This is a genomic window from Pseudomonas sp. N-137, assembly GCF_034555295.1.
Classification (GTDB): domain Bacteria; phylum Pseudomonadota; class Gammaproteobacteria; order Pseudomonadales; family Pseudomonadaceae; genus Aquipseudomonas; species Aquipseudomonas rhizophila.
Genome location: NZ_JAXUDQ010000030.1, coordinates 75,933 through 91,074 on the forward strand (window position 1 = coordinate 75,933; position 15,142 = coordinate 91,074).

General features: G+C 60.0%; 13 protein-coding genes. 9 read left to right on the top strand and 4 right to left on the bottom strand.

Annotated elements, in window-relative coordinates; genetic code table 11:
- Positions 1–80: 80 nt before the first annotated feature.
- From lon to T3A99_RS21390, 4 genes are all read right to left on the bottom strand, one after another.
- Positions 81–2,495 carry an endopeptidase La gene (lon, locus tag T3A99_RS21375; RefSeq protein ID WP_047227497.1) on the bottom strand — a complete coding sequence of 805 codons (2,415 nt, stop codon included), beginning with the start codon at positions 2,493–2,495 and terminating at the stop codon, positions 81–83.
- A gap of 150 nt (positions 2,496–2,645) precedes the next feature.
- Positions 2,646–3,959: an MFS transporter gene (locus tag T3A99_RS21380; protein ID WP_047227498.1), complete on the bottom strand. Its 1,314-nt coding sequence runs from the start codon at positions 3,957–3,959 to the stop codon at positions 2,646–2,648.
- Positions 3,960–4,131: 172 nt separating this feature from the next.
- Positions 4,132–5,373, bottom strand: a complete 1,242-nt coding sequence (locus T3A99_RS21385) for an HlyC/CorC family transporter (protein ID WP_173407355.1) — start codon at positions 5,371–5,373, stop codon at positions 4,132–4,134.
- Positions 5,374–5,385: 12 nt separating this feature from the next.
- Complete coding sequence (locus T3A99_RS21390; protein ID WP_047227500.1) at positions 5,386–6,198, bottom strand: cytochrome C assembly family protein; 813 nt, start codon at positions 6,196–6,198, stop codon at positions 5,386–5,388.
- 207 nt (positions 6,199–6,405) lie between these two features.
- Here T3A99_RS21390 and ffh point away from each other — a divergent pair, with 207 nt between their 5' ends.
- From ffh to thrC, 9 genes are all read left to right on the top strand, one after another.
- Entirely contained in the window at positions 6,406–7,782 is a 1,377-nt protein-coding gene (gene ffh, locus T3A99_RS21395) for a signal recognition particle protein (protein ID WP_047227501.1), read from the top strand.
- Between the two features lie 251 nt (positions 7,783–8,033).
- Positions 8,034–8,285, top strand: a complete 252-nt coding sequence (rpsP, locus tag T3A99_RS21400) for a 30S ribosomal protein S16 (protein WP_003198088.1) — start codon at positions 8,034–8,036, stop codon at positions 8,283–8,285.
- 5 nt (positions 8,286–8,290) lie between these two features.
- Positions 8,291–8,827 carry a ribosome maturation factor RimM gene (gene rimM / locus T3A99_RS21405; protein WP_047227502.1) on the top strand — a complete coding sequence of 179 codons (537 nt, stop codon included), beginning with the start codon at positions 8,291–8,293 and terminating at the stop codon, positions 8,825–8,827.
- The gene (trmD, locus tag T3A99_RS21410) at positions 8,809–9,618 is read left to right on the top strand and encodes a tRNA (guanosine(37)-N1)-methyltransferase TrmD (RefSeq protein ID WP_171061421.1); all 810 of its coding nucleotides are present in this window, start codon (positions 8,809–8,811) and stop codon (positions 9,616–9,618) included. The genes rimM and trmD overlap by 19 nt, the downstream gene beginning before the upstream one ends.
- A gap of 9 nt (positions 9,619–9,627) precedes the next feature.
- Positions 9,628–9,978 carry a 50S ribosomal protein L19 gene (rplS, locus tag T3A99_RS21415; protein ID WP_003175895.1) on the top strand — a complete coding sequence of 117 codons (351 nt, stop codon included), beginning with the start codon at positions 9,628–9,630 and terminating at the stop codon, positions 9,976–9,978.
- Between the two features lie 131 nt (positions 9,979–10,109).
- Positions 10,110–11,006: a site-specific tyrosine recombinase XerD gene (gene xerD, locus T3A99_RS21420; protein ID WP_047227504.1), complete on the top strand. Its 897-nt coding sequence runs from the start codon at positions 10,110–10,112 to the stop codon at positions 11,004–11,006.
- Positions 11,007–11,327: 321 nt separating this feature from the next.
- Entirely contained in the window at positions 11,328–12,059 is a 732-nt protein-coding gene (gene dsbC / locus T3A99_RS21425) for a bifunctional protein-disulfide isomerase/oxidoreductase DsbC (RefSeq protein WP_076386216.1), read from the top strand.
- Positions 12,060–12,191: 132 nt separating this feature from the next.
- On the top strand, positions 12,192–13,496 hold the full coding sequence (locus T3A99_RS21430) for a homoserine dehydrogenase (RefSeq protein ID WP_047227506.1): 1,305 nt from the start codon (positions 12,192–12,194) through the stop codon (positions 13,494–13,496).
- Between the two features lie 146 nt (positions 13,497–13,642).
- Positions 13,643–15,052 (top strand): threonine synthase, encoded by a 1,410-nt coding sequence (thrC, locus tag T3A99_RS21435; RefSeq protein ID WP_047227507.1) that lies wholly within the window; start codon positions 13,643–13,645, stop codon positions 15,050–15,052.
- The last annotated feature ends 90 nt before the right edge of the window (positions 15,053–15,142 follow it).

Consider the following 15,142-nt stretch of genomic DNA (forward strand, 5'->3'; position numbering starts at 1 on the left):
CACACATGTTGTGAACAACACAAAGCCACTGTGGGAGCGAGCCTGCTCGCGATGAGGCCCACACAAGCGCTACAGGACTATCAGAACAACACCTTGGCCACATCGGCAAACCGCTTGGCGAAGTGCACGGTGACGCCTTCCTTGAGGTAGTCCGGCAGTTCTTCGAAGTTGCCCCGGTTGGCTTCCGGCAGGATCAGCTCATTGATTTTCTGCCGTCGCGCCGCGATCACTTTCTCGCGCACCCCACCAATGGGCAGCACGTGCCCGGTGAGGGTCAGTTCGCCGGTCATGGCCACGCCTTTTTTCGGCGCCTGGTTGCGAGCCAGGGACAGCAAGGCGCTGGCCATGGTCACCCCGGCACTCGGACCGTCCTTGGGGGTGGCGCCTTCCGGTACGTGCAAGTGAACGAAGGCTTCGTCGAAGAACTTCGGATCGCCGCCAAACTGCTTCAAATGCGAGCTGACGTAGCTGTGGGCGATTTCCGCTGACTCTTTCATCACCTCCCCCAGTTGCCCGGTGAGCTTGAAGCCGCGATTGAGCGTGTGGATGCGCGTCGCTTCGATCGGCAGCGTCGCGCCGCCCATGCTGGTCCAGGCCAGGCCGGTAATCACACCGATGCCGGACAGCACTTGCTCGTTGCGGAACACCGGCTTGCCCAGCGATGCCTCAAGGTCCTTGGGCCCAAGCTTGATCACGGCTTTCGGGTCATCGATCAGTTTCATCACCGCCTTGCGCACCAGCTTGCCCAGCTGTTTCTCCAGCTGCCGTACCCCGGCCTCACGGGCATAACCGTCGATCAGGGCCTTGAGGGCGCTGTCGGTGATATTCAGGCTGCCTTTGGACACGCCGGCCTTGGCCAGTTGTTTGGGCCACAAATGGCGCTTGGCGATGGCGACCTTCTCTTCGGTGATATAGCCGGACAGGCGAATCACTTCCATCCGGTCCAGCAGCGGGCCAGGGATCGAGTCCAGGGTGTTGGCGGTGCACACGAAGAGCACTTTCGACAGGTCCAGGCGCAGGTCCAGGTAGTGATCGAGGAATTCGACGTTCTGCTCCGGGTCGAGGGTTTCCAGCAAGGCCGAGGCCGGATCGCCCTGGTAGCTCTGACCCATCTTGTCGATCTCGTCGAGCATGATCACCGGGTTCATCACTTCGACATCTTTAAGCGCCTGCACCAGCTTGCCCGGTTGAGCACCGATGTAGGTGCGCCGATGGCCCTTGATTTCGGCTTCATCGCGCATGCCGCCGACGCTGAAACGGTAGAACGGCCGACCCAGGGTTTCGGCGATGGACTTGCCAACACTGGTCTTGCCCACCCCCGGCGGCCCCACCAGCAGCACGATGGAGCCGCTGATTTCGCCTTTATAGGCACCCACGGCGAGAAACTCGAGGATGCGGTCCTTGATGTCCCCCAGCCCGGCATGGTGCTGGTCGAGCACCTTGCGCGCGTGCTTGAGGTCGAGCTTGTCCTGGCCATACACGCCCCACGGCACCGACGTCGCCCAATCGAGGTAATTGCGGGTGACCGCGTATTCCGGCGAGCCGGTTTCCAGGATCGAGAGCTTGTTCATTTCCTCTTCGATGCGCTTTTGCGCCTGGGCCGGCAAGTCCTTGCCCTCCAGCCGTTGCTCGAATTGTTCGATATCGGCGCTGCGATCGTCCTTGGTCAGCCCCAGCTCCTGCTGGATGACCTTCAACTGTTCCTTGAGGAAGAATTCGCGCTGATGCTCGCCAATCTTGTTGTTGACCTCGGCAGAAATCTCCTTCTGCAGCCGCGCGACTTCAACTTCCTTGCGCAGCATCGGCAGCACTTTTTCCATGCGCTTGAGCATGGGGACGCAATCGAGCACTTCCTGCAACTCACTGCCGGTGGCCGAGGTGAGTGCGGCGGCAAAGTCAGTCAGGGGCGACGGGTCGTTGGGGCTGAAGCGGTTGAGGTAATTCTTCAGCTCTTCGCTGTACAGCGGATTGAGTGGAAGCAGTTCCTTGATCGCATTGATCAACGCCATGCCATACGCCTTGACCTCGTCGGTCGGCTCGCTTGGCTGGTGCGGGTATTCGACTTCCACCAGGTACGGTGGGCGATGGTGCTTGAGCCAGGTGCGGATGCGCACGCGAGTCAGACCCTGGGCAACGAACTGCAGTTTGCCGCCTTCGCGACTGGCGTGGTGTACCTTGACCAGCGTGCCATACAGCGGCAGCGCTGAGGTGTCGAAGTGGCGCGGATCTTCCTGGGGCGTGTCCATGAAAAACAGCGCCAGGGAATGGTGTTCGGATTTGGCGACTAATTCGAGGGTTTCAGCCCAAGGTTCCTCATTGACAATGACCGGCAGCACTTGGGCCGGGAAGAACGGGCGATTGTGGATTGGAATGATGTAGACCTTGTCCGGCAGGTTTTGGCCGGGCAGGGCCAGGCCGGTGCCGGAGGAGGTGTGTTCGATGTGTTCGGAGTCGGCGTAATCGTTCGTGGCTTCAGTAGAGTGCTGGTCGCTCATGGGGCACCTGCGCAATGGAGTATGGGTCTTAGATGGGGCAGGTGAGGGGTGGTTTCAATGGTGGGCGATTGTTAGCTGTTATTTCATTGCAAGGCATTCAGCCTTGTGACAGGTTCGGTGCGGGCCTGTCGCCGGGCCCGCACCGAGGGTTCAGGCGACCCTGTTCAAATCGTTATGGCGCGTCTCTTTCAGGCACAGTACCGCGATCACGCTGAGCACCGCGGCCCCCGAGACATAACCACCGACGTAGCTCAAACCGCCCATTGCCACCAGTTTCTGGGCAAAGAACGGGGCGGCCGAAGCGCCGACGATGCCGCCCAGGTTGTAGGCGGCCGAGGCGCCGGTATAGCGCACATGGGTGGGAAACAGTTCTGGTAGCAAGGCGCCCATGGGGGCGAAGGTCACGCCCATCAGAAACAGCTCGATGCACAGGAACAGCGCCACGCCCAAGGTTGTGCCCTGGGTCAGCAAGGGCTCCATGAGGAAGCCCGAGGCAATTGCCAGTACGCCCCCGATAAGCAATATCGGTTTGCGGCCGTAGCGGTCGCTGGCCCAGGCCGACAGCGGCGTCGCGGCGGCCATGAACAGCACCGCAAAGCACAGCAGGCCGAGGAAGGTTTCGCGGCTGTAGCCGAGGGTGGACACACCGTAGCTCAGGGAAAACACGGTCGAGATGTAGAACAGCGCATAACACACCACCATCGCCGCGGCACCCAGCAACGTCGGCGCCCAGTACTGGCTGAACAGCTCGACCAGCGGAACTTTCACCCGTTCCTGGCGGGCCATGGCATCGGCGAAGACGGGTGTTTCATGAAGCTTGAGGCGCACATAAAGGCCGACGATCACCAGCACCGCACTGAGCAGGAACGGGATGCGCCAGCCCCAGGAACGGAACTGCTCGTCGTCCAGGGTCATGGCCAGGGTCAGGAACAACCCGTTGGCCGCCAGAAAGCCGATCGAGGGCCCCAGTTGGGGAAACATACCGAACCAAGCGCGTTTGCCCTTGGGCGCGTTCTCGGTGGCAAGCAACGCTGCGCCACCCCATTCACCGCCCAGGCCCAACCCCTGGCCAAAACGCAGCACGCACAACAGGATCGGCGCCCAGGCGCCAATACTGGCGTAACCGGGCAGTACGCCGATCAGCGTGGTACACACACCCATCAGCAGCAGGGAAGCCACCAGCGTGGACTTGCGCCCGATCCGGTCGCCGAAGTGGCCGAACAGCGCCGAACCCAGCGGGCGAGCGAGGAATGCGATGCCGAACGTCAGGAAGGACGAGAGCATCTGTGCCGTGCCTGAGGTTTGCGGGAAGAACACCGGCCCGATCACCAGGGCCGCAGCCGTGGCGTAGACGTAGAAGTCATAGAACTCGATGGCCGTGCCGATGAAGCTTGCGGTCGCCACGCGGGTGGCGGAGTTCGTCGGCGGGGCAGACACAGCTTCGTTGCAAGTGGTCGTTGTCATGCGGTTATCCCTGACAGTCATGTGCTCCGTTGGAGCTAATTATTATGGTCGAACTCCCTCGGCTCGCTGGCGCGCGCTGGATAAGCGGGTTGAGTATAGGAAGGGGGCTAACGATTCAACAAGAGAGCCCGTACACAATAGCGGCGCTTGCGCACAACCCTGTGGCGAGGGCTTAGGACGCCAGCGGCACCGAACTGTTGTGCCACACCAGCACCTGGCTGACGCGGTTATCCACGGTTTCGATGATTTCCAGCCGATAGCGGCCGATCTTCAGGCAGACCGGGCTTTCGGGAATGGTCTCCAGTGCTTCGGTCACCAGGCCGTTGAGGGTCTTGGGGCCTTCGCAAGGCAGGTGCCAGCCCAGGGTCCTGTTCAGTTCGCGGATCGACGCGGCGCCATCGATCATGAGGCGTCCATCAGGCTGGGGATGGACGTGGGGGTTGTCGAGGCTGTGCTCGCTTTCGAACTCCCCGACGATTTCTTCAAGGATGTCTTCCAGGGTGACAATGCCCAGCACTTCGCCATATTCGTCCACCACCATGCCCAGGCGTCGTTGCTGCTTGTGGAAGTTCAGCAATTGCAGCTGCAGTGGCGTGCTTTCGGGAACGAAGTAGGGTTCGTGGCAGGCAGCCAGCAGCGCTTCCTGGGTCAGGCTCGCATCCTTGAGCAGGTGGCGGATCTGGCGGGTATTGAGCACCGCTTCGACCTGGTTGATGTCGCTGTGAAATACCGGCAGGCGAGTACGGCGGTTCAGGCGCAACTGTTCAATGATGTCGCCGATGGGGTCGTCGAGGTTGATGCCATCGACCTCACTGCGGGGCACGAGAATATCGTTGACGGTAATGTTGTCCAGGGCATGGATGCCGGAAACCGGATGCGGCCGACCGCTGTTGTGTTCGGGGTCGTGATCGTTGCGCGCGGGTGTGGGCATTTCATCGTCGTTTTGCTGTACCACGCTTGCCTGGCGGGCAAACGGACGCAACAGCAATTGACTGATGCCATTCAACAGCCAGGCAAATGGATAAAGAATCTTCAAGGGTACGCCAAGCAAGGCGTTGCCCAACGCCAGTACCGCGTCGGGATGGCGGGTGGCCAGGGTGCGCGGCAGGTAATCGGCAAAGACCAGCAAGGCCGCACTGGTACCGAGCCACGCTACCCAGGCGCCGTGTTGCAGCCAGGTAAAAATCGCCAGCAGTGTTCCGATCACCACCGCGAGGGCGCGGCAGAGGGTATTGCACAGAATCAGACTGTCCCGGGGGAAACTCAGCTTCGCCAGCGGTTTGTCACCGGCGCGCGAAGCCTTGCGTTGGGCCAGCAAATGCTGCTGGGCGGCTTCGATGGCCGTGAACAGGGCGGACCAGAGGATCAGCACGACCAGTACAGCGAACAGCGGGCCCACGGGCAACATATCCATCAGAGGCGTCCGTCAGACATGCAGAATGTATTCACGAACCAGCTTGCTGCCGAAGTACGCCAGCATCAGCAGGCAGAAACCGGCCAGGGTCCAGCGAATGGCTTTATGGCCGCGCCAGCCCAGCCGATTTCGGCCCCACAGCAGTACGCTGAACACCACCCACGCCAGGCACGCCAGCAGTGTTTTGTGCACCAGGTGCTGGGCGAACAGGTTTTCGACGAACAGCCAGCCAGAGATCAGCGACAGCGACAGCAGCGTCCAGCCGGCCCAGAGGAAGCCGAACAACAGGCTTTCCATGGTCTGCAAGGGCGGGAAGTTGCGGATCAGCCCGGAAGGGTGCTTGTGCTTGAGCTGGTGATCCTGCACCAGCAGCAGCAAGGCCTGGAACACCGCGATGGTGAACAGGCCGTAGGCGAGGATCGAGAGCAGGATGTGGGCCAGGATGCCCGGTTCTTCATCGATTATCTGTACCGTGCCTGACGGCGCGAATTGCGCCAGCAGCACCGTGGCCAGGCCCAGCGGGAAAAGCAGCACCAGCAGGTTTTCCACCGGGATGCGTGAACAGGCCAGCAGCGTCAGGGCGATCACGGCCACGGCAATGAGGCTGGCGGCGTTGAAGAAGTCCAGGCCCAGGCCAATGGGCGTCATCAGGTGGGTATAAAGGCTGGCCGCGTGGCCGAGCACCGCCAGCACGCCAAGCATGACCAGCAGGCGTTTGTTCGCCTTGGCGCCGGTGGCCAGGCGGGAGCCTTGATAGAGGGTCGCAGCGGCATAAAGACAAGCGGCGGCGAGGGAGGCAAGCAAACTGGGTGACAAGGGGAGCATAAATCCTGTTAGGCAGGCCCGAAAGGCGCTGAGTTTGGCATAGAATCCCCATCGCACGAAAGACCAGCGCAACTGACGGCGAGGTGTGCGCCGGGCGCAGTCTTCGCTATAATCCGCGACCTGCCCACGCCGCAGGCTCGCCGAGCACATTTTTTACGGTCTGGGCCGCCATTATCCCGGTCTTATCTGGGCCTGAAAGGATCGCGCATGTTTGAAAACCTAACCGACCGTCTCTCGCAGACGCTGCGCCATGTCACCGGCAAGGCGAAGCTGACCGAGGACAATATCAAAGACACCCTGCGCGAAGTGCGCATGGCGTTGCTCGAAGCCGACGTCGCCCTGCCGGTGGTCAAGGACTTCGTCAATTCGGTCAAGGAACGCGCCGTCGGCGCCGAGGTGTCGCGCAGCCTGACGCCGGGCCAGGCGTTCGTGAAGATCGTCCAGGCCGAACTCGAAAGCCTGATGGGCGCCGCCAACGAAGACCTGAACCTGAGCGCCGTGCCGCCAGCGGTGGTGCTGATGGCCGGCCTGCAGGGCGCGGGCAAGACCACCACGGCCGGCAAGCTGGCGCGCTTCCTTAAAGAGCGCAAGAAGAAGTCGGTGATGGTGGTGTCCGCGGACATCTATCGCCCGGCGGCGATCAAGCAGCTCGAAACCCTGGCCAACGACATCGGCGTGACGTTCTTCCCGTCCGACCTGAGCCAGAAGCCGGTGGACATCGCCCAGGCGGCTATTAAAGAAGCAAAACTGAAATTCATCGACGTGGTCATCGTCGATACCGCCGGTCGCCTGCACATCGACGAAGAGATGATGGGCGAGATCAAGGCGTTGCATGCCGCGATCAACCCGGTGGAAACCCTGTTCGTGGTCGATGCCATGACCGGCCAGGACGCGGCCAACACCGCCAAGGCGTTCGGTGATGCGCTGCCGCTGACCGGCGTGATCCTGACCAAGGTCGACGGTGATGCCCGTGGCGGTGCCGCGCTGTCGGTCCGTGCCATCACTGGCAAGCCGATCAAGTTCATCGGTATGGGTGAGAAGAGCGAAGCGCTCGAGCCGTTCCACCCCGAGCGTATTGCCTCGCGGATCCTCGGCATGGGCGACGTGCTCAGCCTCATCGAGCAGGCCGAGCAGACCCTCGACAAGGACAAGGCCGACAAACTGGCCAAGAAGCTGAAGAAGGGCAAGGGCTTCGACCTCGAAGACTTCCGCGATCAGCTGCAACAAATGAAGAACATGGGCGGCCTCGGCGGCCTCATGGATAAACTGCCGAGCATCGGTGGCGTGAACCTGGCGCAGATGGGCAATGCCCAGGGCGCGGCTGAAAAGCAGTTCAAGCAGATGGAAGCCATCATCAACTCCATGACCCCGGCCGAGCGCCGCGACCCTGAGCTGATCAGCGGTTCGCGCAAACGCCGCATCGCCATGGGGTCCGGTACCCAGGTGCAGGACATCGGTCGCTTGATCAAGCAGCACAAGCAGATGCAGAAGATGATGAAGAAATTCTCCGCCAAGGGCGGGATGGCCAAGATGATGCGCGGCATGGGCGGTATGTTGCCCGGCGGCGGCATGCCGAAAATGTAAAGAATCTGCGCCGGCTGTCATGCCGGCGTTGCCCCGCACGGATGCGGGGATCTCCAGCAAACCCGTGCTGCACGGGAGCTGACCTGCCGTTTTTCATGACGGCTCTATGGCAAATCTTGATCGCATGGCGCCAGGCGCCGGAAAAAGACATTTGCAAAAGTCCGGATATTCCTTAGAATATGCGGCCTTTCGGGCACCTATGCCCGCTGTGCATTTAGATTTGCAGCACCGACTACAGGAACGATGTTCACATGCTAACAATCCGTCTTGCCCTTGGCGGCTCCAAAAAGCGCCCGTTTTACCACCTGACCGTAACCGACAGCCGCAACCCGCGTGACGGTTCCCACAAGGAGCAGGTTGGTTTCTTCAACCCTGTTGCCCGTGGTCAGGAAGTTCGTCTGTCCGTGAACCAAGAGCGCGTAGCCTACTGGCTGAGCGTTGGTGCACAACCTTCTGAGCGTGTTGCTCAGTTGTTGAAGGAATCGGCTAAGGCTGCGGCCTGAGCAATATGAACGCGACGCCAAAAGATGCTGATGATTTGATCGTTGTCGGCAAAATCTATTCTGTTCATGGCGTTCGCGGCGAAGTGAAGGTGTATTCCTTTACTGATCCGATCAAAAACCTGTTGGACTACAAAACCTGGACGCTCAAGCGCGAAGGTAGCGTGAAACAGGTTGAGCTGGTCAGCGGACGTGGGAACGACAAGTTCCTGGTCGCAAAGCTCAAGGATCTCGATGATCGTGAAGAAGCGCGTCTTCTGGCCGGTTTTGAGATCTGCGTGCCACGCAACCTGTTCCCTGAACTGACCGACGGCGAGTACTACTGGTACCAGCTGGTGGGTCTGAAGGTCATCGACCACCTCGGGCAATTGCTCGGGAAAATCGATCACCTGCTCGAGACCGGTTCGAACGATGTCATGGTGGTCAAGCCTTGCGTCGGCAGCCTGGATGATCGCGAACGCCTGTTGCCCTATACCGAGCAATGCGTGTTGGCCGTCGACCTTGCAGCAGGCGAGATGAAGGTGGAATGGGATGCGGATTTCTAAACGTGGCTAATTTGCGCGTTGAAGTCATCACGTTGTTTCCCGAGATGTTTTCCGCCATCAGCGAGTACGGCATAACCAGCCGCGCGGTGAAACAGGAGCTGTTGCAGCTTACCTGTTGGAATCCGCGGGACTACACCACGGATCGGCATCACACTGTGGACGATCGCCCGTTTGGCGGTGGTCCGGGCATGGTGATGAAGATCAAGCCCCTGGAAGACGCTCTGGTTCAGGCCAGAACCGCAGCCGGGGAGGGCGCGAAGGTGATTTACCTGTCGCCCCAAGGCCGTCAGCTGACTCAGTCGGCGGTACGCGAGCTGGCAAATTCGGATGCATTGATCCTGATTGCCGGCCGTTATGAAGGCATTGACGAGCGTTTTATTGAAGCTCATGTCGATGAAGAGTGGTCGATTGGCGACTATGTACTGTCTGGCGGCGAGCTGCCGGCGATGGTCCTGATCGATGCGGTTACACGACTGCTGCCTGGAGCTTTAGGGCATGCAGATTCCGCCGAGGAAGATTCCTTTACGGATGGTCTGCTGGATTGCCCGCACTACACCCGACCGGAGGTGTATGCGGATCAGCGTGTTCCCGACGTGTTGCTAAGTGGCAACCACGCGCACATCCGGCGTTGGCGTTTACAGCAGTCCCTTGGTCGGACCTATGAACGACGCGCCGATCTTCTGGAAAGCCGCTCGCTTTCTGGAGAAGAGAAGAAGCTGCTCGAGGAATATATCCGCGAGCGGGACGATAGTTCACAACGTATCGATGGTAAGTCCGACGACTTGCCTTAGGAGCACAGCATGACTAACAAAATCATTCTTGCACTCGAAGCAGAGCAGATGACCAAAGAAATCCCTACCTTTGCCCCGGGCGACACCATTGTCGTTCAGGTGAAAGTGAAGGAAGGCGACCGTTCGCGTCTGCAAGCGTTCGAAGGCGTTGTTATCGCCAAGCGTAACCGCGGCGTAAACAGTGCATTCACCGTTCGTAAAATCTCCAACGGTGTTGGCGTAGAGCGTACTTTCCAGACCTACAGCCCGCAAATCGACAGCATGGCTGTCAAGCGTCGCGGTGACGTACGTAAAGCCAAGCTGTACTACCTGCGTGACCTGTCCGGTAAAGCAGCTCGCATCAAGGAAAAACTGGCTTAAGTCCAGCTTCCGATGCAAAAAAAGCAGCCTGCGGGCTGCTTTTTTGTTGCCTGCGATTTGGTCTTTGAGCACCCTGCATCTCATCATTTCCATTTCGATGCCGCGTACGCACGCATCCCTCATGAGTTTTTATGCCAGCCATTGATCACCCGCTGATAGACCAGTTTCTCGACGCCCTATGGCTGGAGAAGGGGCTGTCCGACAACACCCGCGATGCCTATCGCAGCGACTTGGCGCTGTTCAATGGCTGGTTGCAGGAACAAGGCCTGGAGCTGGCCAATGCCGGGCGAGAGTTGATCCTCGATCACCTGGCGTGGCGTCTGGAGCAGAACTACAAGCCGCGCTCGACCGCACGGTTTCTCTCGGGTTTGCGTGGGTTTTATCGTTATTTGCTGCGGGAAAAGCTGATTGCGGTGGATCCGACCTTGCGCGTGGAGATGCCGCAGCTGGGGCGACCGTTACCCAAGTCCCTGTCCGAAGCCGATGTAGAGGCGCTGCTGGCGGCGCCGGATCTCAGCGAAGCCATCGGTCAGCGCGACCGGGCCATGCTGGAGGTTTTGTACGCGTGCGGCCTGCGGGTCACCGAGCTGATCAGTCTCACGCTGGAGCAGGTCAACCTGCGTCAGGGCGTGCTGCGGGTGATGGGCAAAGGCAGCAAGGAGCGTCTGGTGCCGATGGGCGAAGAGGCAATCGTCTGGGTCGAGCGCTACATGCGCGATGCGCGTCATGAACTGCTGGGCGGGCGTCCCAGTGACGTGCTGTTTCCCAGCCTGCGCGGCGAGCAGATGACTCGCCAGACCTTCTGGCACCGTATCAAGCACCAGGCCAAGGTGGCCGGGATCGGCAAGTCACTGTCCCCACATACCTTGCGCCATGCCTTCGCCACGCACCTGCTCAACCACGGCGCCGACTTGCGTGTGGTGCAGATGCTGCTGGGCCACAGCGACCTGTCCACCACTCAGATCTACACCCACGTCGCTCGGGCGCGGTTGCAGGATCTGCACGCCAAGCATCACCCCCGAGGCTGAATGAAGATCCCTGGATTGATGAGTACCCGATAGCCCATGTGGGAGCGAGCCTGCTCGCGATGACGGTGGCGCATTCAAAATCAATGCAAGCTGACCCACCGCTATCGCGAGCAGGCTCGCTCCCACAGGGAGTTGTGGTGAGCGCCAGATATGTGAACCCACGCCAGCACACAGAAAAAAGGCATCCATATGCCTTGTATCACCGGCATTCGGCCATGCGGGCCTTATGTGGTAGGCTTTGCCGGTTTGCACAGTGGGCGGTTGGAACCCGAATCTGCCGGTCGGCGTTCCCCGTCCCATTTGTCCGTCTCAGGAGCTCCCATGCGTTTGATCCAGATGTTCACCGCCGCCGCCATTGCGTTGGCCAGTACTGTTGCCATCGCCGACGACGCGGCCGACAAGGCTATCCGCAAGAGCCTGGAAAACCTTCAGATGGAGGTGCCGATCGAAACCATCACGGCCAGCCCCATGTCCGGCCTGTATGAAGTCAAGCTCCAGGGCAGCCGCGTGCTCTACGCCAGCGCCGACGGTCAGTACATCGTCCAGGGCAACCTGTTCGAGCTCAAGGATGGCAAGCCGGTCAACCTCACCGAGAAGACCGAACGCCAGGGCATTTCCAAGCTGATCAACGGTATTCCTGTTGCCGAAACCGTGGTTTACCCGGCGGTCGGCGAAACCAAGTCCCACATTACCGTGTTCACCGACACCACCTGCCCGTATTGCCACAAGCTGCACGCCGAAGTGCCGGAGCTGAACAAGCGTGGCATCGAAGTGCGCTATGTGGCATTTCCGCGTCAGGGCCTGGGTTCGCCGGGTGATGAGCAGTTGCAGGCGGTCTGGTGCTCCAAGGACAAAAAAGCGGCCATGGACAAGATGGTCGATGGCAAGGAAATCAAGGCCGCCAAGTGCGAAAACCCGGTTTCCAAGCAGTTCGCCCTCGGTCAGTCCATCGGTGTGAACGGTACGCCGGCCATCGTTTTGGCGGACGGCCAGGTGATTCCGGGCTACCAGCCGGCGCCACAAGTCGCCAAACTGGCCCTTGGCGCCAAATGATCATGGGCAGTGCGTTTATGAAGATCACGGCTCGGCGAAAACCTTCGTCGGGCCGTTAAACACAAAGTCGCGTTGCTGCGCGGCTGTATTTCACGGCCGACCTTGCGTCGGCCGTTTCATGGGGAGTCAAGAGTGAATCCGGTCAAAGTAGGCATCTGTGGGTTAGGTACCGTCGGTGGCGGCACCTTCAACGTACTTCAGCGCAACGCCGAGGAAATTGCTCGTCGTGCCGGGCGTGGAATCGAAGTGGCACAAATTGCCATGCGCACGCCAAAGCCTCAGTTCCAGACGACCGGTATTGCGATTACCAACGATGTCTTCGAAGTGGCCACGAACCCTGAGATCGACATCGTCATAGAGCTGATGGGCGGCTATACCGTTGCCCGCGAGCTGGTACTCAAGGCCATCGAGAATGGCAAGCATGTGGTCACCGCGAACAAGGCGCTTATCGCTGTTCACGGTAATGAGATTTTCGCCAAGGCGCGGGAAAAGGGCGTGATCGTTGCGTTCGAAGCCGCCGTGGCCGGTGGCATTCCGGTGATCAAGGCGATTCGTGAAGGCCTTTCGGCCAACCGCATCAACTGGGTCGCCGGGATCATCAACGGCACCGGGAACTTCATTCTCACCGAGATGCGCGAAAAGGGTCGCACCTTCGAAGACGTGCTCGCCGAGGCCCAGGCCCTGGGTTACGCAGAAGCCGATCCGACCTTTGACGTGGAAGGCATCGACGCGGCGCACAAGCTGACGATCCTGGCGTCTATCGCCTTTGGTATTCCGCTGCAATTCGACAAGGCATACACCGAAGGCATCACCAAGCTGACCACCGCTGACGTGAACTACGCTGAAGCCTTGGGCTACCGCATCAAGCACCTGGGCGTAGCCCGTAGCACGGCCAGTGGCATTGAGCTGCGCGTGCACCCGACCTTGATCCCGGCCGATCGCCTGATCGCCAACGTCAACGGCGTGATGAACGCTGTGATGGTCAACGGCGACGCCGCAGGCTCCACGCTGTTCTACGGTGCTGGCGCCGGCATGGAACCGACCGCTTCCTCGGTGGTGGCCGACCTGGTGGATGTGGTGCGTGCGATGACCTCCGACCCGGAGAACCGTGTGCCGCACCTGGCTTTCCAGCCGGACTCGCTGTCGGATCATCCGATTCTTCCGATCGAAGCATGCGAAAGTGCCTACTACCTGCGTATCCAGGCCAAGGACCACCCAGGGGTACTGGCTCAGGTGGCGAGCATCCTTTCGGAGCGCGGCATCAACATCGAGTCGATCATGCAGAAGGAAGTCGAGGAACACGATGGCCTGGTGCCGATGATCCTGCTGACCCACCGAGTGGTCGAGCAGCGCATCAACGACGCGATCACCGCGTTGGAGGCTCTCCAGGGCGTCGTCGGGCCGGTGGTCCGTATCCGCGTCGAGCATTTGAATTGAAGCAGCTACAAGCTCCAAGCTAAAAGCTGCAAGTTAAATCAATACAGCTGCAAGCCATGAGCTGCAAGCTACAAATAAAAGCCCGGCTGCTTTTAACTTGTAGCTTGCAGCTTGACGCTCGAAGCTCAAACCAAAGGTTTGCTCCTATGCGCTATATCAGCACCCGCGGCCAGGCACCGGCCCTGAATTTCGAAGATGTCCTGCTGGCCGGCCTGGCCACGGACGGCGGCCTCTATGTGCCGGAAAACCTGCCGCGTTTCACCCAGGAAGAGATCGCCTCCTGGGCCGGCTTGCCGTATCACGAGCTGGCCTTCCGGGTCATGCGCCCGTTTGTCACCGGCAGCATCCCGGACGCCGACTTCAAGAAAATCCTGGAAGAGACCTATGGCGTCTTTTCCCACAACGCCATCGCGCCGTTGCGTCAGCTCAACGGTAACGAATGGGTGATGGAGCTGTTCCACGGCCCGACCCTGGCTTTCAAGGACTTCGCCCTGCAATTGCTCGGTCGTCTGCTGGACTACGTGCTGCAAAAGCGTGGCGAGCGTGTCGTGATTGTCGGTGCCACTTCCGGCGATACCGGTTCGGCCGCCATCGAAGGCTGCAAGCATTGCGAGAACGTCGACATCTTCATCCTGCACCCGCACAACCGTGTCTCGGAAGTGCAGCGTCGGCAGATGACGACGATTTTCGGCGATAACATCCATAACATCGCCATCGAAGGCAACTTCGATGACTGCCAGGAAATGGTCAAGGCCAGTTTTGCCGACCAGAGCTTCCTCAAAGGTACGCGGCTGGTCGCAGTGAACTCGATCAACTGGGCGCGGATCATGGCCCAGATCGTTTATTACTTCCACGCGGCCCTGCAACTGGGCGGCCCGGCCCGTTCGGTATCGTTCTCGGTGCCTACGGGTAACTTCGGCGATATCTTTGCCGGTTATCTGGCGCGCAACATGGGGCTGCCGATCAACCAGTTGATCGTCGCCACCAACCGCAACGACATCCTGCACCGCTTCATGAGCGGCAACCAGTACGTCAAGGAAACCCTGCACGCTACGCTGTCGCCGTCCATGGACATCATGGTGTCGTCGAACTTCGAGCGCTTGCTGTTCGACCTGCACGGTCGCAATGGCGCGGCAATTGCCGGCCTGATGGACAGCTTCCGGCAGGGCGGTGGTTTCAGCGTCGAGCCTGAGCGCTGGACCGAAGCGCGCAAGCTGTTTGACTCCCTGGCGGTGGATGATGCGCAAACCTGCGAGACCATTGCCGAGGTGTTCGAGCAGAGCGGTGAATTGCTCGATCCACATACGGCCATCGGTGTGAGAGCCGCTCGTGAGTGCCGTCGCAGTCTGGACATTCCGATGGTGATCCTGGGCACTGCTCATCCGGTCAAGTTTCCGGAAGCGGTGGAGAAGGCCGGTGTAGGAAAAGCGCTCGAACTACCCGCACATCTTTCTGATTTGTTTGAGCGAGATGAGCGTTGCACCGTGTTGCCCAATGACTTGAAAGCCGTGCAGGCCTTTGTCAGTCAGCATGGCAACCGCGGCAAGCCTCTCTGAGCGCTGAAACCTGTCACATTTTGAAGCCCGTCTCCTGACGGGCTTTCTTGTTTCTGCATGCCAAACTGATCGGGTTTTCGCCCTTGGAGG

What these genes read in the sequence shown, in the direction of transcription:
- lon (WP_047227497.1), bottom strand. Translation starts at nt 2,495, where the DNA reads ATGAGCGACCAGCACTCTACTGAAGCCACGAACGATTACGCCGACTCC.
- T3A99_RS21380 (WP_047227498.1), bottom strand. Translation starts at nt 3,959, where the DNA reads ATGACAACGACCACTTGCAACGAAGCTGTGTCTGCCCCGCCGACGAAC.
- T3A99_RS21385 (WP_173407355.1), bottom strand. Translation starts at nt 5,373, where the DNA reads ATGGATATGTTGCCCGTGGGCCCGCTGTTCGCTGTACTGGTCGTGCTG.
- T3A99_RS21390 (WP_047227500.1), bottom strand. Translation starts at nt 6,198, where the DNA reads ATGCTCCCCTTGTCACCCAGTTTGCTTGCCTCCCTCGCCGCCGCTTGT.
- ffh (WP_047227501.1), top strand. Translation starts at nt 6,406, where the DNA reads ATGTTTGAAAACCTAACCGACCGTCTCTCGCAGACGCTGCGCCATGTC.
- rpsP (WP_003198088.1), top strand. Translation starts at nt 8,034, where the DNA reads ATGCTAACAATCCGTCTTGCCCTTGGCGGCTCCAAAAAGCGCCCGTTT.
- rimM (WP_047227502.1), top strand. Translation starts at nt 8,291, where the DNA reads ATGAACGCGACGCCAAAAGATGCTGATGATTTGATCGTTGTCGGCAAA.
- trmD (WP_171061421.1), top strand. Translation starts at nt 8,809, where the DNA reads ATGGGATGCGGATTTCTAAACGTGGCTAATTTGCGCGTTGAAGTCATC.
- rplS (WP_003175895.1), top strand. Translation starts at nt 9,628, where the DNA reads ATGACTAACAAAATCATTCTTGCACTCGAAGCAGAGCAGATGACCAAA.
- xerD (WP_047227504.1), top strand. Translation starts at nt 10,110, where the DNA reads ATGCCAGCCATTGATCACCCGCTGATAGACCAGTTTCTCGACGCCCTA.
- dsbC (WP_076386216.1), top strand. Translation starts at nt 11,328, where the DNA reads ATGCGTTTGATCCAGATGTTCACCGCCGCCGCCATTGCGTTGGCCAGT.
- thrC (WP_047227507.1), top strand. Translation starts at nt 13,643, where the DNA reads ATGCGCTATATCAGCACCCGCGGCCAGGCACCGGCCCTGAATTTCGAA.